Here is a 26,259-nt window from a genome sequence, read left to right on the forward strand (position 1 = left end):
GGGGACCCTACCCCGTCTACGCGGACACGCTCCTGTCCCCGGACCCGATCAAGGACGTGACCGATGCCCCTCACACCGCCCTGCCCCGCAGGTGAACTCTCGGCCGTACGCGGAGACCTCGTCTACTTCACCGGTGATCCCTTCCGCGTACCGATACGGGAGTGCTTCGTCCACCAGGTCGACGGGGTGGTCGTGGTCGAGGACGGGCTGATCCGGGAGGTCGGACCGGCCACCGACGTCCTGCCCGGACTCCCCGAAGGCACACGGGTGGATCACCACCCGGGCTGTCTGGTCGGGCCCGGCTTCATCGACTCCCACGCGCACTACGCGCAGAGCGACATGATGGCCGCCCACGGCGACCAACTCATCGACTGGTTGCGCAACCACACCTACGTCGCCGAAGAGCAGATGGCCGATCCGACGCACGCCACCGCGATGGCCCGCCGGTTCCTCTCGGAGCTGCTGCGCAACGGGACCACCACGGCGCTGACCTTCGCGACCGTGCACCGCCACTCGGTGGACGCCCTGTTCGGTGCGGCCTCCACCCTCGGTATGCGGATGATCGCCGGCAAGGTCCTCATGGACCGCAACGCGCCCGAGGCCCTGCGCGACACGGTGGAGAGCGGCTACCGGGACTCCCGGGACCTGATCGGCGCCTGGCACGGGAAGGGCCGGAACATGTACGCGATCACCCCGCGTTTCGCCCCCACCAGCAGCGACGAACAGCTGGCGGCCGCCGGTGAGCTGTGGCGCGAGTTCCCCGACGTCCACGTGCACGGTCACCTGTCCGAGAACCGGGACGAGGTCGCGTGGGTGCGCGAGTTGTTCCCCGAGCGTTCCGGTTACCTGGACGTGTACCACCACCACGGTCTGACCGGTCGGCGCGCCGTGTACGCCCACGGCGTGCACCTGGGCGAGGACGAACTCCGGCTCTGCCACGACACCGATACCGCCATCGCGCACTGCCCCACTTCCAACAACTTCCTGGGCAGTGGTCTGTTCCCGTTGCACGAGGCGCTGGACCCCGAGCGTCCCGTGCACGTCGGACTCGGCACCGACGTGGGCGCGGGCACCACGTTCTCGCTGCCCTCCACCATGGGTGAGGCCTACAAGGTGGCGCAGCTGCGCGGCCACAGCCTGGATCCCCTGCGTTCGCTGTACCTGGCCACCCTGGGCGGCGCCGTCGCCCTGGACATCGACCGCCACGTCGGCACCCTCACACCGGGGCACGAGGCCGACCTGGTGGTGCTCGACCCGCAAGCCACGCCGCTGCTGTCACGGCGGACGAACACGGCCGAGTCGGTCTCCGATCTGATCTTCGCGTTGTCGATCCTGGGCGATGACCGGGCGGTGCGCCGCACCTACGTGGCGGGCCGCCCGCTCGGTCCCGAGGACGTCCCGGCCGATGCGAGCTGAACGACAGGAGCCCCTCGACCGTCGGGACCTGCCCGCACCGCACGGCGGCCGACCGGGCCGAGGCCCTCGGGCGGATGGTGTGGGAGCACCTGGCCGAGTGGGCGCGTGCCCGACTACCGGAAACGGCCCGAACGGGCGGGCCGGACACGTAGGACGGCGAAGGACTCGCCCGGCAGCTCGACCCGGGTGCCTTCGACCCGGGTGTGTCCGGTGACGAGCAAGGGTTCCCCGGGGTCGGCGTCCAACTCGACGGAGGCCTTCTCGGCGGACAGGTTGCACAACAGCCGCAAGCGGCCACGGTGCAGGACGAGTACCCGGCCGTCATCGCTCGCGCTCACCTCGAAGCGGTCCAGGCGCGGGTCGGCCAACTCGGGTTCGGTGCGGCGCAGGGCGATGAGCGCCCGATAGGTCCCCAGGACCACCGCCCCGGGTTCGCGCTCGGGCTCGGACCAGTCCAGGACGGCGCCGTCGCGGGTGGCCGGGTCCATGGGGTCGGGGACGTCCTCCTCGGCCCAGCCCAGGGCGGCGAACTCGCGGCGGCGCCCGGCGCGTACCCCCTCGATCAGGGCCGGGTCGGTGAAGGACGCGAAGAACGGCCAGGGGGTGGTGGCGCCCCACTCCTCGCCCATGAAGATCATCGGGGTGTAGGGCGAGCACAGCACCAGCGCCGCGCCGCAGGTGAGCAGACCGGGTGAGAGGTGTTCGCCCTTGCGGTCGCCACGGGCGCGGTTGCCGATCTGATCGTGGGTGGCCAGGTATCCCAGGAACCGGTTGCCCGGGACGCGGTGGGTGTCGACCGGTGCGCCGTGGCTTCGCCCTCGGAACGAAGAGGGCCCACCGTCGTGCCGGAACACGTGTCGCAGTACGTCGGCGAGCACGTGGGGGCCGGCGAAGTCGGCGTAGTAGCCGTGGGTCTCCCCCGTGAGCGCCACGTGCAGGGCGTGGTGCAGGTCGTCGGACCACTGGGCCGTCATGCCCAGACCGCCGGCCTCGCGGGGCAGGACGGTGCGAGGGTCGTTGCGGTCGGACTCGGCGATCAGGGACAGGGGGCGGCCGAGTCCGGTCGCCAGGGCGTCGACGGCGTCGGAGAGTTCGACCAGGATCGGTACGGCGCGGTCGTCCCTCATCGCGTGCACGGCGTCCAGGCGCAGCCCGTCCAGGTGGTAGTGGCGCAGCCAGTCCAGGGCTCCCTCGACGATCAGGTCGCGGACGGGGTCGGAGTGGGGGCCGTCCAGGTTGAGGGAGGGGCCCCAGGCGTTCTCGCCGAGGAAGTAGGGGCCGAAGCGCGGCAGGTAGGCGCCGGAGGGGCCCAGGTGGTTGTAGACCACGTCGAGCAGCACGGCGAGGCCGCGCCGGTGACAGGCGTCGACGAACCGCTTGAGGGCGTCGGGCCCGCCGTAGGGTTCGTGGACCGCCGACCACAGGACCCCGTCGTAGCCCCAGCCGTGGGTGCCGTCGAAGGCGTTGAGCGGCATGAGTTCGACGTGGGTGACGCCGAGTTCGACCAGGTGGTCGAGGCGGTCGATGGCGCCGGTGAGGGTGCCGTCACGGGTGAAGGTGCCCACGTGGAGTTCGTAGATCACGGCCCCGGCGAGGGGGCGACCGGTCCAGTCCGCGTCGGTCCAGACGTGGGCGTCGTGGTCGTAGACCCGACTGCTGGTGTGGACGCCCTCGGGTTGCCACAGCGAGCGCGGGTCCGGCAGGGCCCGTTCGTCCTCGTCCAGCAGGTAGGCGTAGTCGGATCCGGGTCCGGCCCCGGCGACCGTGACGTGCCACCATCCGTGGTCGTCGCGGTCCATGGGGTGGTCGGTGCCGTCGACGCGCACGCGCACCCGGTGGGCTTGGGGGGCCCAGACCGAGAAGTCTCCGTGGACGCCGCGTCCGAGGGTGGCGGGGTGGTTCGGTTCGTTCACGCACGGTGACCTACCCAGGGACGACGAGCGTCGAACCGCCCCACGCGGCGTCCTCAACGGGCGGGATCCGGCGGGCCCCGATTCCGGCAGGGGCCGGATCCCGGAAACAGGGATGCCGGGACCGGCGCGCCGTGAGACGGTGTGGCGATGGAAGAACGTCTGGTGCTGGGGATCTGCGGAAGCCTACGGCGGGGTTCGCTCAACGCGGCCCTGTTGCGGTTGGTGCCACGGGTGGGTTCGGAGCTCACGCTCGCCGGTGAGGACCTGGCCGGTCGATTGCCGTTGTTCAATCCCGACGTCGAGAACGATGAGGGCTCCTGGCCGGATTCGGTGCGCGAGTTGCGGGACCTGGCCGCGCGCGCCCAGGGGTTGGTGATCGCCACGCCCGAGTACGCGCACGGCCCCGCCGGGGTGACCAAGAACGCCATCGACTGGTTGGTGGGTTCGGGTGGACTGGTGGGCAAGCCGACCCTGTTGGTGAGCGCCTCCCCCGGTCAGGCCGGCGGTATGCGGGCCCACGCACCGTTGATGCCGACGTTGACCCTGTTGGGCGCGGTGTTGGTCGACTGCGTGGTGGTCTCCCGTGCGGGGTCGCGTGTGGACGAACGCGGTGAGTACGACGACCCGGCGGTGGTGGAGCGGATGCGGTTGGCCGTGGCCGAACTGGAGGACGCGCTGTCCTACGCCGAGGGCAGGCGAGCGGGTCTGCCCCTGGGCGGGATCCTCTGACCGTTCCGCTCAGGCGCCCTGGGACAGGGGGCGGTAGGTTCCCAGACGAATCGAGGCGGTGACGCGCACGGGGTCGGGCAGGTCGGCCACGCGTTCGGCCAGCTCCTCGGGGGTGATGTGGCGGGCGCTGGGCCCCATCCCCACGACGGTGAGCGCGTCCGGGTGCGGAAGGTCCATCTCGAAACGGACCGGTCGCGCCTGGACCGGCGTGAAGTGGGTGTGCAGGCTCTGGGCCAAACGCTCTTCCTTGCGGGGGTCCACGTCCAACAACCCCAGGGCGGAACGCAGCTCGGTGAGGTGGTCGGGTTCGGGGGTGACCACCAGCAGCGTCCCGGTGGGCGCCAGGACGCGGTGGAACTCGGCGGCGTTGCGGGGGGCGAACACGTTGAGCAGGACGTCGGCGACCCCGTCGGCCAGGGGCAGGACCCGCCAGGAGTCGGCGGTGACCGCTCCGGCGCGAGGATGTGCCTTGGCCGCCTTGCGGGCGGCGAACTTGGACACGTCGGTGGTCAGTCCCACCGCGCCGGGCGTCGCCTCCAGGACCTGGGCCAGGTAATGGCCGGTGCCACCGCCCACGTCCACGATCAACGGGGCCGCGCCGACGCCCGCCACGGCCTCGGCCAAGGCCCGGCCGATGGGGTCGTAGTGCCCGGCCGCCTGGAAGCGCAGCCGATCGGCGACCATCTCCTTGCCGTCCCCCGTTCCGGGCGGGGTGGCGCCGGTGAGCAGCCCGGCGTAACCCTCGCGGGCGACGTTGAAGCCGTGCCGTGCGGGGCAGGTGAGCCCGCGAGGGTCCCGGGTCAGTGCCCTCCCGCAGACGGGGCAGGCCAGGGCGTCCGCCACGCGCTGCGGCATGCGCAGGCGGGGACCGGTGTGGGTGTTCGTCATGATCGCGGTCAGCCTACCGGCGTTCGACCTCTGGCCAGCACCGCGACCGGGTAGCGGTCCAGGACCTCGGTGAGGTGGGCGGTGGTGAGGCCGTCCACGCGCTCGGGCACGATGGGGCGAGCGGTCAGCAGGTCGACCCAGTCCCCCGGCCCCGAGGGCAAGGGCAGCACGGTGTCGGCCCAACCACCGGCGTCGGCCAGGGTCAGCGGTAGGCGGGTGGCGACCACCGCCAGCGCCGGGCCGTGGGAGCCGCGGGTGGTACGGGCGAAGGCCAACGCGTGGTCGGCGGCCGGCCCTTGCGCGCTCAACGGCAGGTAGCCGGTGGGTCGCAGGTCGCGGCGGGCCATCAGACAGGTGCGGACCAGGTGGAGTTTGGCCGCGCCGTCGGCGTCGACGCGCGGACGCCACCCCGCCTCGATCCGGGCCAGTGGTTCGGCGCGCGCCTCGTGGTCGACCGGGCGCCGGTTGTCGGGATCGACCAGGGACAGGTCCCACAGTTCGGTGCCCTGGTAGACGTCGGGCACGCCGGGACCGAGCAGCTGGACGGCCTTCTGGCCCAGGGAGTTGCTCCATCCGGGCGCCGTGATGGACTCGGCGAACGCGCGCACCTGGGCGTACAGGTCGGCGTCGGCGCGCAGCCGGTCGGGCCAGGAACGGATCCGTTCCTCGAACTCGGGGTCCTGGTGGGTCCAGGAGGTGCCCAGCCGCGCCTCGCGGGCGGCCTTGAGCAGGTAGTCGGTCAGTCGCTCGTCGTCGATGGGCCAGGCGCCGAGGAGGGTCTGCCAGCCCAGCAGGTCCAGGGCGGGTTCGGGCAGGGGCGCGCGCGGACTCCATCGGCGTACGGCGTCGGCGAAGTCGCCGGGGATCTCCGAAAGCACGGCCAAGCGGGCGCGCACGTCCTCGGAGCGTTTGGTGTCGTGGGTGGACAGGGTGGTCATGGTGTGCGGTTCGGTGGCCTCTCGGCGCAGTTGCGCGGTGTGCAGGTCGGCCACGCTCGTCCCGAAGGCGGCCGGGTCGCCGCCGACCTCGTTGAGGGCCACGAACCGGGTGCCTCGGTAGAAGGCGGTGTTCTCGGTGCCCATGGCCACGACCATGCCGCTGGTCTGTTGGACGCGGCGGGCGAGTTCACCGTGGGGGTCGGTGCGCACCGAGCGGTCGATGCCCTTCAGGACCGGTTGCAGGTCGGGGCGGCGGTCGGCGGCGGCGCGTACGGCGCGCGCCCAGTCGTCCTCGCCTTCGGGCAGGTAGGAGCGGTAGACGTCGAAGGAGACCAGGAGTTCGGCCACCGCCTCCTCCGCCCGGCGAGGGTCGGTTCCTTCCGGCGGGATCAGTGCGGCGATGCGGCGCACCTCGGTGTGCAGGAGTTCCCCGGCCGCGTGACCCCTGGCCTGGATGTCGATCTCGGGGACGTCGGTGGCCACCCCGTGGTCGCGTGCCAGGGTGGTCAGGATCGGTTCGGCTCCGGGGTCGACGAACGCCCCGCACACCTGGCGCAGGGCGTCGTAGCCGGTGGTTCCGGCGACCGGCCAGGACGCGGGAAGGTTCTCCCCCGGGGCGAGGATCTTCTCCACCACGATCCGGCCGCCGAAGCGTTCGGCCAGGCGGCGCAGGTATCCGCCGGGGTCGCTGAGTCCGTCGACGTGGTCCACGCGCAGCCCGTCGACCAGGCCTTCGCGGCCCCAGCGCAGGATCTCGGCGTGGGTGGCGTCGAAGACCCCGGGGTCCTCCACCCGCACCGCGGCGAGGTGGTCGACGTCGAAGAAGCGCCGGTAGTTGAGTTCGCCGTCACCGCGCCGCCAGGACACCAGCCGATAGTGCTGACGCGGGTGGACGTCGGCCACGTCCTCGCCAGGGGTGTGGGTGCCCTCGGCCAGGGGGAAGCGTTTGTCGAAATAGACCAGGTGGCCGTCGGCGATGGTGAGTTCGCTCAAGGCGGCGCGTCCGTCGTCACCGTCGTCGCCCAGGACCGGGACCAGGATGGGCCCGGAGTCGAAGTCGATGTCGAAGCATCGGGCGTGGACGGAATCGCGCCCGTTGGCGAGCACGTCCCACCACCACGGGTTCGCGTCGGGTCGGGCGATCGACATGTGGTTGGGGACGATGTCGACGACCACCGCCAGTCCCAGGGCGTGGGCTCTCTCGGCGAACGCCCGCAGCGCGGCCGGCCCGCCCAGGACATCGGAGACCCGTGTGGGGTCGACCACGTCATACCCGTGGTCCGATCCGGGGGTGGCGGCCAGCACGGGTGAGAGGTAGACGGCGTCCACTCCCATCCGGTGCAGGTGGTCGAGCGTTCCGGTGGCCTCGTCCAGGGTCAGATCGGGGCCCAACTGCAGGCGGTAGGTGGACTCGGGTGTGCGGTGGGGCGTTCTGTCAGCGCTCATCATCCGATTCCGTGCCCCGGTCGTCGGCGTGTCATGCACACGGTTCCGGCCCTGGTGAGGGGCCCGAACGGAACCCGCTTCCAGGGCGCGTCCCGCTACCTTTCACCGGTCGAAAACCCCTAGTTCATCTCTTGTACACCTATAGTCCCCCGAGTCGCCACGGATGCGTCCGGTTCCACACACACCCGCGTTGGGGAAGGCGGTCCGATCATGGTTGAATTCATCGGCGGTGTTCCATTACCAGCGACAACGCGCCGGATATCGGCGGCCGACGGTGAAGACGACGAGGACCACCGCCACCGACGAAGGGGATAGAAGCAGCGTGCTCCCGCCCAACAAGCGCACCCGCACCCAGGACCGTCCCGGACGCCGGGCCAACGTCTACCGGGGCGCCGCCTCGGCCGCACTGGCCGGGTTGATGCTGGCGACCACCGCCTGCGGCGGCGACAACGCCGTCGAGGGCGCGGGGCCGGCGGTCCCCGACGACCTGGAGTGCTTCTCCGGCAGCTTGAACGGCGCCGGTTCCAGTGCCCAGGAGAACGCGATGACCACCTGGATCGCGGGTTTCCAGTCGGCCTGCGAGGACGCGCGCATCTACTACGACTCGATCGGTTCGGGTGGTGGGCGCAACCAGTTCATCGACGGCGCGGTGGCCTTCGCCGGGACGGACGCGGCCATGGACCCCGACGAGAACACCGACGCCCTGGCGCGTTGCGGTGACTCCGACACCATCAACCTGCCCGCCTACGTGGTGGCCATCGCGGTGGTGTTCAACGTCGAGGGCGTGGATTCGCTCAATCTGAGCCCGGACGTCCTGGCCAAGATCTTCAACCAGGACATCACGCACTGGAACGACCCCGAGATCGCCGAGGACAACCCGGACGCGGACCTGCCCGACCTGGCCATCACCCAGGTGAGTCGGGCCGACGACTCCGGTACCACGGAGAACTTCACCGAGTACCTGTCCGAGGCCGCTCCCGACTCCTGGCCGCACGAGCCCGGCGGCCAGTGGCCGTTGGCCCCGCGCGAGTCCGCGCAGGGCAACAGCGGTATCGCCGACACCGTCTCGCGCGCCGAGGGCGCCATCGGGTACGTGGAGATGTCGCACCTGCACGGCCTGCCCGCCGCGAACATCGGTGTGGGCGACGAGTTCGTGGAGATCGCCCCCGACGCGGCCGCCCAGGTCGTGGCCGACTCCCCGCGCCGCGAGGAGAACACCAGCGAGTACGACCTGGCGTTGGACCTGGACTACGGCACCACCGAGCCGGGGAGCTACCCGCTGGTCCTGGTCAGCTATGAGACCGCCTGCCTGGACTACCCGGACGAGGGCGAGGCCGAGCGGGTCAAGGCGTTCCTGAACTACGTGGTCAGCCCCGAGGGTCAGGAGGCGGCCTCCGCCGAGACCGACTCCACGCCGGTCAACGACAACCTGCGGGAGAACCTGTTGGACTCGATCGAGGCGATCAACTCCTGATCTGAGGGCACCGTCCGCCAACTGCGGGGATCTTCGACAGGTGTGGGAATCGCGGGCGCGTCACCACTGTGGCGCGCCCCTTTCACGTTCGCGATCCGATACCTTGTGCGCAGACCGTATCGCGCAGAGTCACCGATGGCGCGAAGTGGCGGTATACGAAGGGGTCCGTCCCCGTTCGGGTGGGTGTCTTCCCCCATCTACCCGGCCGTGGGCGGACCTCCCGGGTCGGCGGACTCGTCGCCCTCGGGCATATCCCGACCACAGGCACGGCAGGCCCGGTGCCACAGCGCCCGGATCCTTCGCCCCAGGCCGCGCCGTCGCACCATGCCGTGCGGGGGCTCCTCCTTCGGGTGATGGTCCTCGGCCGCTCCACGCCCGTCCTGTTCCTCCTCCGGTTCCCCCTTCGGGCCACCCGCAACACCCGGATCCTCCTCGTATCGGATCTCGGACGCCGGCACGGGCATCGGCGGCACCGAACGGTGCAGGGTCAGATCGGTCAGGGTGCCCTCGCCGCCGTGGATGCGGTAACGCCCGTGCAGTTGGGCGACCACGTCTGTCAGTTCCTCGTCCTCTCGCCGCACCCGCATGGCCCGGGCCAGGGCACGGGTGCGCCACAATCGCACCCTCGTGTCCCGCGTGGGCGAGGAGGCTTGGAAGAGCTCGATGAGACCGGATCGGGAGCGTTCGGCGCCGGCCAGCAACCGTGACAGGCTCAGCTCGCCCAACCCCCAGGCCACCGGCAGCTGGAACAGGAACGGGGAGGGGAACCCGGTGCGCGGGGCGACCGAGGCGAAGGTGATGCGGGGTTCGCGCAGGTAGTTGGCCTGGATCAGACGCAGGTCCAGACCCTGGTGTTCGAGGGTCGTCTCACGCACCCCCGCCCAGTCGGCGACCAGGGTGACCACCAGGTCGGCCTCGGTACCGCCCAGCAGCCGGTCCACGCAGCCGCGCACCAGGTCGTAGGAGGCGCCGGAGACCTCGACCACGGCGTGCACCAGCGGGATGCGGCGCCGTTCGACGGGCACCCGTTCGCGGTAGGCGTGCGGGTGCGGCATGAGCTCGGCCAGGACCTCGGTGCGAAAGCGCTCGGAGGGCAGACGGGTGCGGGCGGTGACGGCCGGGCCCACGTGCCAGGCGGTGGCCGCGGGTTCGGGCACCATGACCGCACCCGCCTGCCACAGGCGATAGCCGAACTCGGTGTCCTGCCCCAGGTCGAGGTCGGGGTCCACACCACCGGCGGCCTCGTAGAGGCTGCGTCGCAGAGCGGCCGCGGCGCCGATGTGGGCGTGGAAGCCGAGGTGGTCGGCCTCGCGCAGTCGGTCGCTGTGGTCCAGGAGTCGCTCGACCCACGTATGGCGTCGGTCGTCGGTCAGGATCCGCTCCGGCCCGCCCGAACGCAGGGCGTCCAGGAGGGACCCGACACTGTCGGGTTCGGTGTCGCTGAAGCGGACGCGGCCCAGGGTGACGCACTCGGCGTGGGTGTGCAGCCAGCGGGCCTGCGCCTCGACGAAGTCGCCGGTGGCGACCATGTCGGCGTCCATCCACACGAGGATGTCGCCGGTGCTGGCGTGGGCTCCGTAGGCGCGGGCGTATCCGGCGCCCCAGCCGTGACCGGGGGCGGGCACGATCCGGCATCGGCGGGGGCGGTGTTCGGGTAGGAGCAGTGGTGGTGAGGAGTGGTCGTCCACGACCACGACCTCCAGGAGGTGGTCCGGGTAGGTCTGGACGGACAGGGAGGCCAGGGCGAGGTCGAGTCGGTCCTGGCCGCCGCGGGCGGGGATGACGACGCTCACCGTGAGTTCCGGTGTCCAGCGGCCGGTGATGGGGGGCGTCAGCGCGTTCCAGTCGTTGCGGAAGACCCGGGCGCTGACGCGTTCCACCCGGCCGCGGTGCGATACCCCGTCGACATGAGACCCCACGTGCTTATTCAGTGACACAGAGTCACTATAGCGATGATTCCTCACCGAGTGTGAGCGTCACGCTCGCCCGCTGTGTCGGTTTCTCGCCGTTTCCTCCACCGGCCCCGAAGAGGGGCCGGCGGAGGGGCGCGTGGGCGGGTTCAGCGGCGGGAATCGGTCTGGAGCATCTTGACGCCCAGGAAGACCACACCGATGACCAGGGCGATCATCAACAACCACACCAGTAGTCCCACCAGCACCGACAGGATCCAGAAAACTCCGATCACCACCGCCACACCCGCGGCGATCTGGAGGATGAGTCGTCCCATGCGGGGAAGAATACGCGACCCGTCGGAGCGAGGACGCGCAGGCCCGAATCAAGCTCGTGCCCTGGCGCGGGAACCGGTGTCTAGCCCGGCCGGACGGCTCCGGTGAAGACGCTGTCCCAGTAGGAGGCCAGGTCGATCTCCTCCAGCGGCTTGGACGGGTTGGAGCCGTGGATCATCATGCCGTTGCCGGAGTAGATGCCCACGTGGCTCGGGGCGGAGGCGCTGTAGAAGAACAGCAGGTCGCCCGGCTGGAGCTGGTCGCGCGAGACCGAGGTGCCCGCGTTGACCTGGTCATAGGTGGTGCGCGGCAGGCTCACGCCGGCCTGCGCCCAGGCGGCCTGGGTCAGCCCGGAGCAGTCGTAGCCGTCGGGTCCGGTGCCGCCCCACACGTAGGGCTTGCCGATCTGGGCGCGGGCGAAGTCGAGGACGGCCTGCACGTCGCCGGAGACCGCGGCCGTGCCACCGGAGGAACCGGCGTCGGCGGAGGTGGAGGCCTGCGAGGCGGTCGGATCGACCCCGCCCAGCTGTTCCAGGACCTCGGCCTGCTCGTCCAGGGCACTCTCGCCCTGGGACATGGCCTCCTCGGCCGCGGTGAGGGCCTCGGCGGCCTCCTCCTCCGTGTCCTGGGCGGCGTTGTACAGCTCCTCGGAGTGGTCGACGTCGATCACGTAGTCGGACAGCATCTCCTGCTGGCCGGTGGAGATGAAGTCGACGTCGGCGATGTTCTGCAGCGCGCTGTCGGCGTCACCACCGAAGAAGATGCCGAAGCTGTCGCCCGAGCCGTTGGTGTAGGAGCTCTGCACGATGCTGGAAATGCGCTCGGAGCGGTCATCGAGGGCCTCTTGCGCCTCTTCGAGCTGCTCCTGCAGTTCCTCCAGCTCTTCCTCGGCGGCCGCGTGGTCCTCTTCGGCGGTGTTGTAGGCCTCGTTGAGGACCGACAACTCTTCCTGGAGCTCTTCGTAACGTTCCCGGGCCTCCGACTCGGAGGGGTCGGCCAGCGCCACACCGCTGGAGAGCACCACGGCGCCCAGCGCGACGAAGCCGACCGTGGTGAGACGGCGGGTGGGTTCGGGGTTGCGAGTCAAGACACCGACTGCCTTTCTCCCACACCCGTTTACCGACACAGGGCAGCCCGAAGGCACGCCGAGGGTCGGCGTGGGGCTGCGAGTAAGGGGGATCCGGCGGGCGGCGAAGATGGGCCGCGAGGGGTCGCCGAGCGTCGTGACGGCCTCTGCTCCTGGGAAAAGGGCGGCTGTTGAGCGAGCTGAGCAGAGTGCAACGGCAGGCCGGAACACTGTCACCGGGTGGTGACGAATCGGGGCGAACCGACCTGAGGGAACACTAATTCATCCCCCGGGGTGGACGCGACCTTTTCGTGACCTTCCATTGGGATCCCCGCTGACCTGCGAGTGAGTGTCATTTGCTCGGGAATCCCCCAGTAGGCGAGGATGAGGGCGTATTCTTCCCGAAGAATCGGGGTCAAAACCAGACCAAGCCCCCGCTTGACCGTGACGCGACTCACACCGGACGAGGGAAGGGGGCCGAACACACGTGCGTATCCGGCCCCCGACCCTGGGGGCGCCCTGATCGGGCGCCCCCATGAGCGACCCCTACAGGTGGTTCTCCCACCAGTCCAGAATCGCCTCGAAGCGGGCCACCCGGTGGCTGGGCAGGCCCGAACGCGACAGCTCGTGCCCCTCCCCCGGGAAGAGCAGCATCTGCGCCTGGTGCCCGCGCTTCCTGAGCGAGACGAACAACCGCTGGGCCTGCTCCAGCGGGCAGCGCCAGTCCTGCTCGGAGTGGATGATCAGGAACGGCTTGTCGATCTGGTCGGCGTAGGTGAGCGGGCTCTCCTTGGGCCAGGAGTCCGGCGGCCCGTACAGCGGCTCGGGGAAGAACGCCCCGATGTCGGACGCTCCCTGGAAGCTGTCGATGGCGTTGACGGCGCGCTCACTGATCGCCGCCCGGAACCGCTCACCGTGGTGCGCGGCCATCCAGGTGGTCATGAACCCGCCGTGCGAGCCCCCGTGCACGCCGACCCGGGAACCGTCCAGCCGCTCGTCCTCCAGCGCCGCGTCCAGGAAGGCCAGCAGGTCGGTGGCCGTGACCGACCCCACCGAACCGATGATCGCCCGTCCATGCTCCTGGCCGTAGCCGGACGAACCCCGCGGGTTGCAGTAGACGACCGCGTACCCGGCCTCGGTGTACACCTGCGTCTCGTCGAAGAGCTGCCACCCGTACTGGGCGAAGGGCCCGCCGTGGATCATCAGGATCACCGGGTGGGGGCCCTCGCCCCGGGGCGTGGACACCCAACCGTGCACCGGGTGACCGTCGGGGGCGTGCGCGAGCAGTTCGGTGACCGGCAGCGGCTCCACACCCTCGAAGAACGAGGTCAGGGCACGGGTCCCGCCGTCCTCGACCACGTACAGCTCACCGCTGTCGTGTTCGCCCGCGGCCACCGCGACGGTGACCCCGCCGGCGTGGTCGAAGCCCTGCACCTCCACGCGCCCGCCCAGCAGGGTGGCACGTTCCCCCTCGGGGGTGACCCGGTACAGTTCGAGGGCCCCGCGGTTCTCCCCTGCCACCAGCACGCCCCGGTCCGTGGCCAGGGTGCCCAGGCCGTTGATACGCGGACCTTCGGTGTCGGTCAGGCGCCGAGGCTCGCGAGAGCCGTCCAGGGGCATCGACCACAGACCACCGACCCTGCCCACGAAGTCGGTGCCTTCGTCGCCGAGCTCGTCGGCGACGAAGTACACCGTGGAGCCGTCCGAGGACAGGCCCACCGACGTCACGCCCAGGTCGCCTCGGGTGACACGGCGGAGCTCGGCGCCCTTCTCCGGTGCGCAGGCCCACACGTCCTCGTAGAGGTCGTACTCCCTGTTCTCGTGCAGGGACGCGTCGAAGACCAGCTCGGTGCCGTCGGACGTCCAGAGGGGACGTCCGTGGTCGGCTTCGGCGTCGGTCACCTGAACCGGTTCGCCCACCTCACCGGTGGGATCGATCGGGGCGCTGACGAAGATCTGCTGTCGCCGGTCGACGAGGAAGCCCAGGTTGTCGATCCGGTACTTGAGGGTGCTGATCCGGCGCGGCGCCTCCTGGCCGGGGGTGCCGTCGACGTAGCGCCCCTCCTCGGGGATCCGGGCGGTGTAGGCCAGCCGGGTGGAGTCGGGGCTCCAGGAGAGGTCACCGGCGCCGAGCGGATGGTCGGTGATCTTCCAGGCCTCGCCGCCATCGGCGGGCAGGACGTGGATCTGTGCCCTCTTGTTCTCGTCCGGGCGTAGGAAGGCGATCCAACGACCGTCCGGGGAGTAACGGGGCGCACTGTCGCGAAGCCCCCGGGTGAGCCGACGCGGTCGCTCCGAACCGTCGGTGGCCACGCTCCACAGGGAACCGAGGTAGGCGTCCTCCTCCAGGTCCGGACGGACCAGGGCGAAGACGGCGCGGGAGCCGTCGGGTGCCAGGGACGGTGCGCTGATGCCGTGCAGGTGTGCGATGTCAGCGGGTTTCATTCGATGAGTGGCGGGCGCGGGGTGCCGCCCGCCGTCTCCTTCCCTTGGGTACTGGGAGCCCGTCGGCCGGGCCGGCCCCCGGTCCGGGGGACGTTTCCTTGGGGACCTTATCCGCGCCCACCATGGAAAATCCATGACTATTCCGGCTTTCCGGACAGATTCGGCGTGTGCTCCATCCCCGCACCGTCAGCGGCGTCGGTCGGTCTCCAACCTCGTGCAGACCCACCGCCCCTCCTCCTTGCGCAGCCGGAAGGCGAACACCCGCGCGCGGTCGCCACAGTCGATCACCGCGCTGGCCTCCATCCCGCCGGCGCCCAGCGGTTGATGGAAGACCCTGGTCAGACGCGGGGTCATCACGCAGACGACGCTGCCCCGCAACCGGCGCAACTCCTCGCGCACCGGCACGGTCAGGTGCGCGCGCAGCACCTCGGGCGCACGGCGACCCACGAGCACCTCGGCCATGTGCTGGGCGAGCCGGCGCACGTCGGCCGGCGTGCGGTGGCCCTCCAACAGCGGCGCGCCGCAACGACCCACCGACATGCGCCGCAGCGGGGTGCGCGCGGGGGTGCGCACCGGCGCCCATGGCGAGCGCCGACCCTCGCAGGAGGCACGGTGGCAACGGTGGGTCCCACAGGTGTGCGACATGAACAGTTCCCTTCCTCGGGGGGACGAACTACCTACACCCCTTCAAGGAGCGGCCGAACCCGCGCCCGTGCCACCTGGCATTCCGGCTTTTCCCGCTCGGGCACGACCCGACCACCGCGAACGCCTCAACACCACAACCGTCATACTGGGCCACGTGACACACGCCTACCTTTCCTCCCCAGTCCCCGTGGCCCTCGCGCACCGAGGCGGGTGGCTCACCGACGACCAGGGAGTGCGCCGCACCGAACTGGAGAACACGGCGGTGGCCTTCCAACACGCCGTCGACCTCGGTTACACGTACCTGGAGACGGACGTGCACGCCACCCGAGACGGTGTGCTCACGGCCTTCCACGACGACACCCTGGACCGCACCACGGACCGCACCGGTGCCATCTCCGCCCTGCCCTACGCCGAGGTGGCCCGCGCCCGGGTGGCCGGCAAGGAACCCGTGCCCCTCCTTGAGGACCTGCTCGGTACCTGGCCCGAGGCCCGCTTCAACATCGACCTGAAGTCGGACGGCGCCGTCCTGCCCCTGCTGGAGGTGCTGCGCCGCACCAACGCCTGGGACCGGGTGTGCGTGGGCTCCTTCGACCAGGACCGTCTGGACCGGGCCCGCCGGCTGTACGGTCCTCGCGTGGCCACCTCCTGCGGCCCCGTGGACGTGGCCCGCCTTCGCGTGGCCTCCCTGTCGACGCTGCTGCGTCCCATCGCCGGGCGCACCCCGGTGTGCGCCCAGATCCCGCTGGAGCGCAACGGGTTCCCGTTGCTGAGCCGGGACGTCATCCGCACCGCGCACCGGATCGGCATGCAGGTGCACGTGTGGACCATCAACGAACCCGAGGTGATGGAACGCCTCCTGGACGCCGGTGTCGACGGCATCGTCACCGACAACACCTCCGCCCTGCGCGACCTGCTCATCCGACGGGGCCGCTGGAACCAGGACACGCGCCCCACCCCGAAGAACGGATAGCCCCCCATGTCCACCACCCCCGACCGGATCCAAGGGCAGGACCCCTCGCCCGACCCGGCCCAGCGCAAACGCGAACAACGCGGCTGGTACATGTACGACTGGGCCAACTCGGTGTTCATGACCTCGGTGGTCACCGTCCTCATCGGCCCCTACCTGAGCAACCTGGCCTGCGCGTCGGCCGGGGCCCCCAACGCCGAGGCGTGCCGGGACGGTTCCCTGGCCCTCACCCCGCTGGGCCTGGACTTCCTGAGCGTCCACCCCAACGCGCTGTACCCGGCGTTGACCACCGTGGCGATCCTGCTACAGATCATCCTGTTGCCGCTGGTGGGCGCCCTGGCCGACCACACCAGGCACAAGAAGAGCTGGCTGCTGTGGCTGGCCGTGGCCGGGTCGGCCTGCACCACCGGGCTGTACTTCGCCACCGACGGCTACCTGCTCGCCTCGGTCCTGTTCCTGGGCGCCAACCTGCTGTTCGGGTTGTCGATCGTGGTCTACAACGCGTTCCTGCCGGAGATCGCCACGGCCGACGAACGCGACCGGGTCTCCGCCTTCGGTTGGGGCCTGGGCTACCTGGGCGGCGCCCTGCTGCTGGCGGTCCACCTGGTTCTGGTGCTGACCTCCGACGACATCGGTATGGCGGCCCGCATCGCCTTCGTCACGGTCGGCCTGTGGTGGGCCGGGTTCACCGTGGTGGCGATCAAACCGCTGCGCAACCGCTACGGGGCACTGGCCGCGCGCGGGGACGGACGCGCCAAGGTCGGCGAGTCACTGCGCCAGTTCGGGAGAACCGTGCGCGACATGCGCAAATATCCCAATACGGTGCTTTTTCTCTTCGCCTTCATCTTCTTCAACGACGGCGTCCAGGCCGCGATCCGCTACGCGGCGCCCTTCGCCACCCAGGACCTGGGCCTGAGCCAGGACGTGCTGATCGTCACGATCCTCATCATCCAGTTCGTGGCCTTCGCCGGGGCGTTCGCCACCGCCCGGATCGCCGACCACATCGGCCCCAAGAAGACCGTGCTGGGCAGCCTGGTGGTCTGGGGCCTGCTGGTGGGCCTGGGCTACGTGATGCCGGCGGGCAACGTGCCCCTGTTCATCGCGTTGGGCGTGGGCATCGGCCTGGTGCTGGGCTGTACCCAGTCCCTGGCCCGTTCGATGTTCTCCCAGCTCATCCCCAAGGGTCGAGAGGCGGAGTACTTCAGCCTCTTCCAGATCTCCGACAAGGGCTCCACGTTCCTGGGTTCGCTGGTGGTCACCATCGCGGTCGCCATGACCGGCGGCTACCGGGTGGCGATCCTGTCACTGCTGGCCTTCTTCGTGCTCGGCGGATTCCTGCTGTGGCGCGTACGTATGCGCGAGGGCATCCTGGCCGTGGGCAACACCGTGCCCGCCAGGCTCTGAGGGCGGGCCTCCCCACCCGAACACGGAAACGTCGCCGGTCCCCGCCATACTGGGGGCCGGCGACGTCGGGCGTGTTCAACAGGGGGGCGCGGTGCGGGTTCTGCACGGGATGTGGTCCAGGGACACACTGATGGTGTGGGCCGAGGGCGAGGCGGTGAGCGACCCGGCACCGGGCGCGCACCCCTTCGCCGAGGATCTGGCCGGGCTGCGCGCGCTGCTCACCCGGGCCGGGGTTCCACCGGAGCGCCTCGCACCGAACGAGTCCTTCCTGACCCTGCCCGAGGCCGACGGTCTCCCCCTGCGCTCCCTCTCCCCCGCCCCTGGAGAACGAACGTCGGGACCGGCCGGCGGATTCGGGACCTGGCGTGTCCCCGCCCTGGCACTGGACACGGTCGGAGCCGACCTCCTCCTCGGCTCCCTGCGCACGCGACCGACCGACGCTGACGCACCCCGGATCGGACCGGCCCTGACCCACCTGTGCGGCGTGCACGCCTTCGCCGAACGCCTGGTCCACGCCGGGTGCGTACTACCCGACCTGGTCGGTACCCCACCGCGTGCTCGTTGGCGGCCCGCCCCGCTGGACACCGCCGAGGAACACCTGTCCGCCCTCACCGAAGCACTGCCACCGGCGGCCATCGCCCACCTGAACGGCCCCGAACGCGCCGAGGCCGCCCGCTCCTGCGTGCTGGCGCCCCTGGAACTGCTCACCGACGCCGTGGCCCGCCGGCTGGCCCGGGCCCCCGAACACGTCCACGGGGACGGGCTCCCCTCCCCCGCCGCACGGCTGGCCACCGCCCTGACCACCGAACGCACTCGCCTGGACGACGACGCCGCAGACGCCTTGCGCGGCCCCCTGCGCGAGTGGCGGGACCGGGTGCGCGGCGGTGGCCGCGCCCGACTGGTGTTCGTACTGCGCGAACCCGAACCAGAGGGGCCGCGTAACGGCCCTCGCCCCTGGACCCTGGAGTTCTGGGTCCGTTCCACCACCGATCCCGGCCTGCGACTGCCCCTGGAACAGGTCTGGCTCGGCGAGGGCGCCGCGTGGCTGCCCCGGGACGTGGCCAGCACGGCCCTGGCCGACCTGCGCCGCGCCGCCCGCCACCTGCCCGCCCTGAGCCGGGCCCTGGCCGACCTGGCCCCGGCCCGACTGTTCATGGACACCGCGGGGGCCCAGGCCTTCGTGGGCGAGGGGGCCCGACGTCTGACCGAGGCCGGGTTCTCCGTGGTACTGCCCGAATGGAGCCGGCGCGACGGCCTGGCCCTGCGGATGACCGTCGCCGAGGAACCCGCGCGCCGCCGTCGCGGCGGGGTGAGCCCCATGGACCTGGTGGACGTGTCCTTCGAGGCGCTGCTGACCGGCCCCGAGGACACCACCGCGCTGAGCGAGGACGAACTCACCGAGCTGGCCGAACTGGCCCGGCTCAAACGCTCGCTGGTACGCGTGCGCGGCCGATGGATGGAGATGGACCCCGAGCGGGTCGCCTCGGCGCTGGAGCTGATGCGGCGCGGCGCACGGCGACCGATGGGCCGGGAAGAGGCGCTGAGGGCCGCCATCGGGGCCGCGCCCGTCCCGTTGCCGGTGGCGGACGTGGTGGCCGACGGCCCCCTGGGCGCCCTGCTGAACGGTGGCGCCAAGGCCGAGCCCCGCCCCATGGGCACCCCGGTCGGGTTCAAGGGGGCGCTGCGCCCCTACCAGGACCGCGGTGCCTCCTGGCTGCGGTTCCTGGGCGAACTGGGCCTGGGCGCGGTGCTCGCCGACGACATGGGGTTGGGCAAGACCGTGCAGTTGTTGGCGCTGCTCACCGACGAACGCGCCGAGGGGTCCGCCCCCGGTCCCACCCTGCTGGTGTGCCCGGTGTCGCTGGTCGGCAACTGGCGGCGCGAGGCGGAGAGGTTCGCCCCCGACCTGCGGGTGCACGTCCAACACGGACCGGACCGGCCCACGGGCAACGCGATGGCGCGCATCGTCGGCAACTGCGACCTGGTGGTCACCACCTACGGAGTGGTGGCGCGCGACGCCGACGAACTGGCGGGCATGCCCTGGCACCGGGTGGTGTGCGACGAGGCGCAGGCGTTGAAGAACCACGACACCCGCCAGGCGCGAGCGGTGCGTTCACTGCCGGCCGCGACCCGTATCGCGCTCACCGGAACCCCGGTGGAGAACAACCTGGGTGAGCTGTGGTCGGTGATGGAGTTCGCCAACCCCGGGCTGTTGGGCACGTCCGCCGACTTCCAACGCGCGGTGGCCGACCGCGCCGAGGCCGAGGTGGACGGTGGCGCGGCGTCCTTGGACGGTCCCGGCGGCTCGGGCGGCGACGGTGGTGGTGGAGGCACGGACCTGGTGCGCCGGTTGACCGGCCCGTTCGTGCTGCGCCGGTTGAAGACCGACCGGTCGATCATCGCCGACCTGCCCGAGAAGCACCAGATGCGCACCTGGTGCACGCTCACCCCCGAGCAGGCCTCGCTGTACAAGGCCGTGGTGGACGAGATGGGCGAGCGTCTGGCCGAGGCCGACGACAAGGAGCGCAAGGGGCTGGTGTTGGCGACGATGTCGCGGCTCAAGCAGATCTGCAACCACCCGGCGCAGTTCCTGGGGGACGGGTCGGCCCTGGCGGGGCGTTCGGGCAAGCTGGAGCGGTTGGAGGCGATCCTGGGCGAGGCCGTGGCCGAGGGCGACAAGGCGCTGTGCTTCACCCAGTACGCGCGTTGGGGCGAGCGTCTGGCGCCCTACCTGCGTTCTCGTCTGGGGGTTCCGGTGCTGTGGCTGCACGGGGGCACTTCCCGGGCCGACCGCGAGCACATGACCGAGCACTTCCAGACGCTGCGGGGACCGGCCGTGTTCCTGCTCTCCCTCAAGGCCGCCGGAACCGGCCTGAACCTGACCGCCGCCAACCACGTGGTGCACGTGGACCGCTGGTGGAACCCGGCGGTGGAGAACCAGGCCACCGACCGGGCGTTCCGCATCGGTCAGCGCCGCGACGTGCAGGTGCGCAAGATGGTGTGCGTGGGCACCGTGGAGGAACGTGTGGACGAGATGATCGAACGCAAGAGCGCGCTGGCCGACGCCGCCGTGACCACCGGCGAGGAGTGGCTGGGCGGGTTGTCGGTACAGGACCTGCGCGAGGTGGTGCGCCTGGCACCCGAGGCGGTGGCCGGATGAGCTGGTCGACTCTGGTGGGCGAGGCCTTGGCGGGTTCGGGGGGCGCCGAGACCGTCACCGGGTTGCGGGTGCGCCCCGGCGAGGCGCTGGCCCGGGTGGGCCCTCACGAGGTGAGCCTGATCCGCGCCGTGTGGCCCGAGCGTGAGTGGTCCCGGGTCGGGGCCGCGCTGGCCTCCCAACCGCTCTTCCGCGCCCGGCTACTGGCCGGTGAACTGCCCGAGGCCGCGGCGCGGGTGTTCGCGCTGTTGGGGTTGGACCTGGTCCCGGCGGGGTGGGGGGACCTGGTCACGACCTGTTCGTGCGAGCACTGGCGTGGACGGTGCGCCCATCTGCGAGCGGTGGCCGCGGCACTGGGCGAACAGGCCGACGCGGACCCGTTCGTGCTGACCCGGTGGGCGGGCCTGGACCGACGGTCGTTGGTCGCGCTGGTCCGGGACCTCTCCACGGGTGATAGGGAACTTCCGAGCGTCGAGAACGACGGGGAGGACTCTTCGTATTCGAGGGAAGAAGGCTCCGGTGATGTTTTGGCCGCGGGGGCGATAACCACGGATCGGTTTTCGCCCGACTCATTTTGGAACCCGATACCACAACCCCCTGTTCCCACCCTCCCCTCAGGCACCGGAGACCGCGTCAGAGCCGCCGCACCGGGACTTGTCGCCGACGAGCTCCCCCAATTCGAGACCCCCTGAACGGCCCACCCGTTTTTCTTTCGCCGAACGCCGGTAAGTCCGACGAAACACGGTTACCATTCACCTGGAGACGAACTCGAACAACTAGCCCTGATTGGTATTCTCATATGGCCGATCGCTTCCCCCCGCACATCGACATGGACACCCCCAGCATCGCACGAATGTACGACTACCTGCTGGGCGGAAAGGACAACTTCGCCTCCGACCGCAAGGCGTGCGAAGAACTCGCCGCGGGCATCCCCGAACTCGTCTCCTTCGCCAACGACAACCGGGCCTTCCTGGGCCGGGCCGTGGACTACGTGAGCTCGCGCGGCATCGACCAGTTCCTCGACCTGGGCGCCGGCCTGCCCACCACCGACAACACCCACCAGGTCGCCCAACGGGCCAACCCCCGGGCCCGGGTCCTGTACATCGACCACGACCCGATCGTGCTCGCCCACGGACGCGCCCTGCTCGGTGACACCGACACCACCGCGTTCCTGCTGTCCGACATCCGCGACACCGACCGCATCCTGCGCTCGCCCGAGGCCGTCAAGCTCATCGACCCCGACCGGCCGGTCTGCGTCATGATGGTGTCCCTGCTGCACTGTCTGCCCGACGACAGCGACCCCTTCGGGATGGTGCGCGGGCTGGTGGAACGGCTCGCCCCCGGGTCTGCGATCATCTTCTCCCACATCGTCTCCGACGACCCCGAGGCCGCAGCCTGGATGACCGACAAGATCCTGTCCTTCGGCACCCCCTGGGGCCGGGTGCGCAGTCCCCAGGAGGCCGCCGCCGTATTCGAGGGGTTGGAGGTGGTCAGCGCCTGGACCGACGGTCGCGAGGAGGAGCCGCGCAAGGTGGACTGCTCCACCTGGCGCAACCCCGACCGCGACCCCATCTCCCGGCCGGCCGATCCCGGCGTCAAACGTTGGGAGCTCTCCGGGGTCGCCTTCAAGCCATGACCGGCGCACCCCCGCGTGGGGTACTTCCGACCCTGGACCGCCCGGTAGGGGATCAGTCCTGTTCGTCGAAGACCTCCTGGGCGAGGGCGAAGGCCTTGTTGGCGGCCGGCACCCCGCAGTAGATGGCGGCCTGCAAGAACACCTCACCGATCTCGTCCGGGCTCAACCCGTTGCGCAGCGCGGCGCGCACGTGCATGGCCAGTTCGCCCCAGTGCCCCTTCGCGACCAGGGCGGTCAGCACCATGCAACTGCGGGTACGGCGATCCAACCCCGGGCGGGTCCAGATCTCACCCCAGGCGTACCGGGTGATCAGGTCTTGGAAGGGTTCGGTGAACTCGGTCTTGCGCGACTCGGCCCGGTCCACGTGGGTGTCACCGAGCACGCCCCGGCGCACCCGCATGCCGGCGGCGTACCGGTCCGCGGCGGTCAGGTGTTCGGTGATGAGCGTGTTCACCCGCCCGGCGCGTTCCCAGGAGAGCAGGTGCGCGGCACCCTCCAGCACCACGGAGCGGGCCCCGGGGATGCGTTCGGCCAGTAGCGCGCCGTGCTCCTCGGGCGGGGTGGAAGGGTCCTGGGCCCCGGAGACCACCAGGGTGGGGGCCGAAACACGGTGCAGGTCCTCGCGGGTGTCGTGGCCTTCGATGGCCCCGCAACAGCCCGCGTACCCCTGGTCGGGGGTGGCCACGATCTGCTCGCGCAGCACACGGACCTCATCGGGATACTCCTCGACGAAGCCGGGGGTGAACCAACGTTCCACCACGGTGCCGGCCAGGGCGACGGTGCCCTTCTCCCGCACCGTGGCGGCGCGGTCGCGCCAGTTCCGCACCGGACCCATGTGGGGAGAGGTCGCCAACAGGACGAGCCGGTCGATCCGTTCGGGGGCGTTGATCGCCAACCACTGACCGACCATCCCACCGATGGACAGCCCCGCGTAGTGGGCGCGTTCGATGCCCAGCCGGTCCAGCAGGGCCAACACGTCCCCGCCCAGGTCGGCCATGCTGTAGGGGCCCTCCGGCGCGGGCGAGTCCCCGTGTCCGCGATGGTCGATCCGGATCACCCGGAAGTTCGTGGACAGGGCCTGGACCTGCGGCTCCCACATGTCCAGGGTGGTACCGAGGGAACCCCCCAGGACCAGGGGCGGGGCGTCCGCCGGGCCGCTCACGGTGTGGTGGAGTTCAACGCTCATGGACTTCCTTCTTCACTGTCGGTACGACTCGGCCGGCCGATCCCATCCGGGCCGGTCCTACCCGTGACCCGATCGGTGAACACGGGGGCGGCGCCCAGGTAGGCGGACGGGTCGAGCAGGGCACGGACCTGTTCGGAGGTGCGTGCCCCTTCGAGGCGTTCGGTGACCGCGTCGACGAGGTCGCGGCCCTGGGCCACCGCCTCCCGGCAGGCCTCGGTGACCCGGCGGTGGGCCTCCATACGACCCAGTTCGGGGATCAGGTCGGTGGTCAGGCGTTCGCTCAGGGCCAGGCCGCCGGTGAGGTCGAGGTTGGCGCGCATTCGGTCGGGGTGCACGCGCATACGTTCGACGCCGGTGCGCAGCCAGGACACGGCCGAACCGGTCCGGCGCAGCAGGTCGGTCAGGGGCAGCCACTCCGCGTGCCAGGAACCGGCCGCACGCTGGTGTTCCTGGATCTGCGCGGCCAGGAGGGTGGCGACCAGCCCGGGGGCCTGTCGGGCGTTGGCCAGGGCGGAGACCGCCGCGACCGGATTGCGTTTGTGCGGCATCGTGGAGGACCCCCCGACCCCGACACCGCCCTCCTCGGTGACCTCCCCGACCTCGGTCTGGGCGAGCAGGACCACGTCCTGGGCGACGGTTCCGGCCGCACCGCACACCCGTCCCAGGACGGCGGCGACCTCGGCCACGCGCCCGCGTTCGGTGTGCCAGGGCAACGGGGGTTCGGGCAGTTCCAGGCGGGCGGCGTAGGCGGCGGCCACGTCGGGGCCGTGCGGGTCCAGGGAGGCCAGGGTGCCCACCGCGCCGCCGAGCTGGGCGGCCACATGGTGGGTGAGGACCTCGTCGAGCCGCCGGGCGGCCGAACTCAACCCCTGGGCCCAGCCGGCCGCGACGGCGCCGAAGGTGGTGGGCAGGGCCTGTTGGAGGAGGGTGCGCCCCGGCATGGGCGTGGTGCGGTGCCGGTGGGCCAGGTCGGCGAGGTCGACGCTCAGCAGGGTCAGGTCGGTGTGCAACGCGCGACCGGCCCGGCGCACCACCAGCATGGCCGCGGTGTCCATGACGTCCTGGCTGGTGGCACCGCGGTGTACGTGCCGGGCGGCTTCGGGGTCCCTCGCACGGACCCGCGCGGTCAGCTCCTTGACCAGGGGGATGACGGGGTTGCCCCCGCCGGCGGCCGCCGCGCCCAGGGCCACGGGATCGTAGCGGTCGGCGACACAGGCGTCGGCGATGGCACCGGCCTGTTCGACGGTGATGAGTCCGGTGTCGGCCAACGCCCCGGCCAGGGCGGACTCGGCGTCCAGCAGAGCCCGCAGCCAGGCGGTGTCGTCGGTGAGCGGACCCACGGGGCCTCGGTCGAGAACCCCGTCGAACAGGCCGGTCATGGCGGTTTCCTCGCTGTGCTCAGATGTCGAAGAAGACGGTCTCGTCCTCGCCCTGCAGGTGGATGTCCAGGCGGTAGCCGTCGTCCTCACGGTGGGCGATGAGGGTGGCGCGCGCCCTCGGGTCCTCGATGGTGTTCAACACCGGATCCTGGGCGTTGGCGCCCTCCTCCTCCGGAAAGTACAGGCGGGTGACCACGCGGTGCAGCATGCCGCGCGCGAAGACCGACACGTCCACGTGCGGGGCCTGGTCCCCGGTGGGCCCGGGGACGGGGCCGGGTTTGAGGGTGAGGACGGCGTAGGAGCCGGTGTCGTCGGTGGGGCAGCGCCCGAACCCGCGGAAGCCGGGCAGGTGCCGGGCCCCACGCGGGTCGTCGGGGTGGTCGAAGCGACCGTCGGGGTCGGCCTGCCAGGTCTCGATCAGGGCGTCGGTGACCGGCGAGCCCGCGCCGTCGTAGACGGTGCCGCGCAACCACACCGCGCCCGGAGTGCCCTCGGCGACCGCGAAGGGGCCGTCGGGCCAGGGCAGGCCGATGTGCAGGTAGGGGCCCACGGTCTGGGACGGGGTGGTGGGATGGGTGCTCACTCGTCGTCCTCCAGGACCTCTTCCTCGGACTCGAACGGGGTCTGTTCGCGTCCGCGCAACACGATGTCCCACCGGTAGGACAGGGCCCACTCGGGTTCGGTGGTGTCGTAGTCGAAACGGGCGAGCATGCGCTCGCGGGCCCTCTCGTCCGGGACCGACTGCCACATGGGGTCCTGGAAGAAGAGCGGGTCGTCGGGGAAGTACATCTGCGTGACCAGGCGCTGGGTGAAGGCGCGGCCGAACAGCGAGAAGTGGATGTGGGCGGGACGCCAGGCGTTCTGGTGGTTCTTCCAGGGGTAGGCGCCCGGGCGGATGGTGACGAACCGGTAGCGGCCCTGGTCGTCGCTGAGGACACGGCCCACACCACTGAAGTTCGGGTCCAGGGGCGCGGGCCAGTTGTCGGCGGTGTGCCGGTAACGGCCACCGGCGTTGGCCTGCCAGATCTCCACGAGGGTGTGCGGGACGGGGCGGCCGTCGCTGTCACGGACCTGCCCGTGCACGATGATGCGCTGACCCTGAGCTTCGCCGTCGTGTTGGCGGGTCAGGTCGTGGTCGTCACCGACGACGCGGTCCTCGCCCAGAACGGGTGAGGTGATCTCGGTGAGCATGTGCGGGAGCAGGGTGAGCGGACGTCGGGGGTGGCGCAGCGAGGTGCTCTTGTAGAACGGGTAGTCCAGCGGGGGATGGGTGTCGTGGTCGCGCACGTAGCCGGGCACGTACAGACCCTCGTGGGAGGTGTCGGACATGGTGCTGTTCCTTTCA

Annotated in this window: 20 protein-coding genes; 8 read left to right on the top strand and 12 right to left on the bottom strand. The window is 70.9% G+C overall.

Features of this window, described 5'->3' with window-relative positions:
- Window positions 1-63 precede the first annotated feature (63 nt).
- The gene (gene guaD, locus ABZ717_RS13630; protein ID WP_358509181.1) at window positions 64-1,416 is read left to right on the top strand and encodes a guanine deaminase; all 1,353 of its coding nucleotides are present in this window, start codon (window positions 64-66) and stop codon (window positions 1,414-1,416) included.
- 113 nt (window positions 1,417-1,529) lie between these two features.
- Here guaD and treZ read toward each other — a convergent pair whose 3' ends face one another.
- Window positions 1,530-3,329 carry a malto-oligosyltrehalose trehalohydrolase gene (gene treZ / locus ABZ717_RS13635; protein WP_358509184.1) on the bottom strand — a complete coding sequence of 600 codons (1,800 nt, stop codon included), beginning with the start codon at window positions 3,327-3,329 and terminating at the stop codon, window positions 1,530-1,532.
- A 147-nt stretch (window positions 3,330-3,476) separates the two neighbouring features.
- Between treZ and ABZ717_RS13640 the strand changes: the two genes are divergently transcribed.
- Window positions 3,477-4,058, top strand: coding sequence for an NADPH-dependent FMN reductase (locus tag ABZ717_RS13640; protein WP_358509185.1), 582 nt, complete (start codon window positions 3,477-3,479; stop codon window positions 4,056-4,058).
- A gap of 9 nt (window positions 4,059-4,067) precedes the next feature.
- On the opposite strand, the gene ABZ717_RS13645 is transcribed toward ABZ717_RS13640, so the two are convergent.
- Together ABZ717_RS13645 and treY are read right to left on the bottom strand one after the other, a co-directional pair.
- Window positions 4,068-4,946 carry a putative RNA methyltransferase gene (locus ABZ717_RS13645; protein ID WP_358509188.1) on the bottom strand — a complete coding sequence of 293 codons (879 nt, stop codon included), beginning with the start codon at window positions 4,944-4,946 and terminating at the stop codon, window positions 4,068-4,070.
- A gap of 8 nt (window positions 4,947-4,954) precedes the next feature.
- Complete coding sequence (gene treY / locus ABZ717_RS13650; protein WP_358509191.1) at window positions 4,955-7,330, bottom strand: malto-oligosyltrehalose synthase; 2,376 nt, start codon at window positions 7,328-7,330, stop codon at window positions 4,955-4,957.
- A gap of 322 nt (window positions 7,331-7,652) precedes the next feature.
- Here treY and pstS point away from each other — a divergent pair, with 322 nt between their 5' ends.
- Window positions 7,653-8,804, top strand: a complete 1,152-nt coding sequence (gene pstS, locus ABZ717_RS13655) for a phosphate ABC transporter substrate-binding protein PstS (protein ID WP_358509194.1) — start codon at window positions 7,653-7,655, stop codon at window positions 8,802-8,804.
- A 197-nt stretch (window positions 8,805-9,001) separates the two neighbouring features.
- Here pstS and ABZ717_RS13660 read toward each other — a convergent pair whose 3' ends face one another.
- The 5 genes from ABZ717_RS13660 to ABZ717_RS13680 all read right to left on the bottom strand — a co-directional run bounded on the left by ABZ717_RS13660 (window position 9,002) and on the right by ABZ717_RS13680 (window position 15,185).
- Window positions 9,002-10,684: a glycosyltransferase gene (locus ABZ717_RS13660; protein ID WP_358509352.1), complete on the bottom strand. Its 1,683-nt coding sequence runs from the start codon at window positions 10,682-10,684 to the stop codon at window positions 9,002-9,004.
- Between the two features lie 179 nt (window positions 10,685-10,863).
- Window positions 10,864-11,031 carry a hypothetical protein gene (locus ABZ717_RS13665; protein WP_358509197.1) on the bottom strand — a complete coding sequence of 56 codons (168 nt, stop codon included), beginning with the start codon at window positions 11,029-11,031 and terminating at the stop codon, window positions 10,864-10,866.
- Window positions 11,032-11,111: 80 nt separating this feature from the next.
- Complete coding sequence (locus ABZ717_RS13670; protein WP_358509199.1) at window positions 11,112-12,116, bottom strand: C40 family peptidase; 1,005 nt, start codon at window positions 12,114-12,116, stop codon at window positions 11,112-11,114.
- Between the two features lie 525 nt (window positions 12,117-12,641).
- Entirely contained in the window at window positions 12,642-14,540 is a 1,899-nt protein-coding gene (locus ABZ717_RS13675; RefSeq protein ID WP_358509202.1) for a S9 family peptidase, read from the bottom strand.
- Window positions 14,541-14,726: 186 nt separating this feature from the next.
- Window positions 14,727-15,185, bottom strand: a complete 459-nt coding sequence (locus ABZ717_RS13680) for an Rv3235 family protein (RefSeq protein ID WP_358509205.1) — start codon at window positions 15,183-15,185, stop codon at window positions 14,727-14,729.
- A 154-nt stretch (window positions 15,186-15,339) separates the two neighbouring features.
- Here ABZ717_RS13680 and ABZ717_RS13685 point away from each other — a divergent pair, with 154 nt between their 5' ends.
- The 5 genes from ABZ717_RS13685 to ABZ717_RS13705 all read left to right on the top strand — a co-directional run bounded on the left by ABZ717_RS13685 (window position 15,340) and on the right by ABZ717_RS13705 (window position 22,349).
- Window positions 15,340-16,155 carry a glycerophosphodiester phosphodiesterase gene (locus ABZ717_RS13685; RefSeq protein ID WP_358509208.1) on the top strand — a complete coding sequence of 272 codons (816 nt, stop codon included), beginning with the start codon at window positions 15,340-15,342 and terminating at the stop codon, window positions 16,153-16,155.
- Window positions 16,156-16,161: 6 nt separating this feature from the next.
- Window positions 16,162-17,556, top strand: a complete 1,395-nt coding sequence (locus tag ABZ717_RS13690; protein ID WP_358509211.1) for an MFS transporter — start codon at window positions 16,162-16,164, stop codon at window positions 17,554-17,556.
- 91 nt (window positions 17,557-17,647) lie between these two features.
- Window positions 17,648-20,716 carry a DEAD/DEAH box helicase gene (locus tag ABZ717_RS13695; RefSeq protein WP_358509214.1) on the top strand — a complete coding sequence of 1,023 codons (3,069 nt, stop codon included), beginning with the start codon at window positions 17,648-17,650 and terminating at the stop codon, window positions 20,714-20,716.
- Window positions 20,713-21,405, top strand: coding sequence for a hypothetical protein (locus ABZ717_RS13700; RefSeq protein ID WP_358509217.1), 693 nt, complete (start codon window positions 20,713-20,715; stop codon window positions 21,403-21,405). Before ABZ717_RS13695 ends, ABZ717_RS13700 begins: the two co-directional genes overlap by 4 nt.
- Window positions 21,406-21,512: 107 nt before the next feature.
- Entirely contained in the window at window positions 21,513-22,349 is an 837-nt protein-coding gene (locus ABZ717_RS13705; protein WP_358509220.1) for an SAM-dependent methyltransferase, read from the top strand.
- Between the two features lie 52 nt (window positions 22,350-22,401).
- Here ABZ717_RS13705 and pcaD read toward each other — a convergent pair whose 3' ends face one another.
- From pcaD to pcaH, 4 genes are read right to left on the bottom strand one after another with little or no spacing between them, the layout of a single operon-like run.
- Window positions 22,402-23,535: a 3-oxoadipate enol-lactonase gene (pcaD, locus tag ABZ717_RS13710; protein ID WP_358509223.1), complete on the bottom strand. Its 1,134-nt coding sequence runs from the start codon at window positions 23,533-23,535 to the stop codon at window positions 22,402-22,404.
- Window positions 23,532-24,914 (bottom strand): 3-carboxy-cis,cis-muconate cycloisomerase, encoded by a 1,383-nt coding sequence (gene pcaB, locus ABZ717_RS13715; RefSeq protein WP_358509226.1) that lies wholly within the window; start codon window positions 24,912-24,914, stop codon window positions 23,532-23,534. The genes pcaD and pcaB overlap by 4 nt, the downstream gene beginning before the upstream one ends.
- Window positions 24,915-24,933: 19 nt before the next feature.
- Window positions 24,934-25,497, bottom strand: a complete 564-nt coding sequence (gene pcaG / locus ABZ717_RS13720; RefSeq protein ID WP_358509229.1) for a protocatechuate 3,4-dioxygenase subunit alpha — start codon at window positions 25,495-25,497, stop codon at window positions 24,934-24,936.
- Entirely contained in the window at window positions 25,494-26,243 is a 750-nt protein-coding gene (gene pcaH, locus ABZ717_RS13725; protein WP_358509232.1) for a protocatechuate 3,4-dioxygenase subunit beta, read from the bottom strand. Before pcaH ends, pcaG begins: the two co-directional genes overlap by 4 nt.
- Window positions 26,244-26,259 lie beyond the last annotated feature (16 nt).

This window comes from Nocardiopsis sp. NPDC006832 (assembly GCF_040635885.1).
Classification (GTDB): Bacteria; Actinomycetota; Actinomycetes; order Streptosporangiales; family Streptosporangiaceae; genus Nocardiopsis.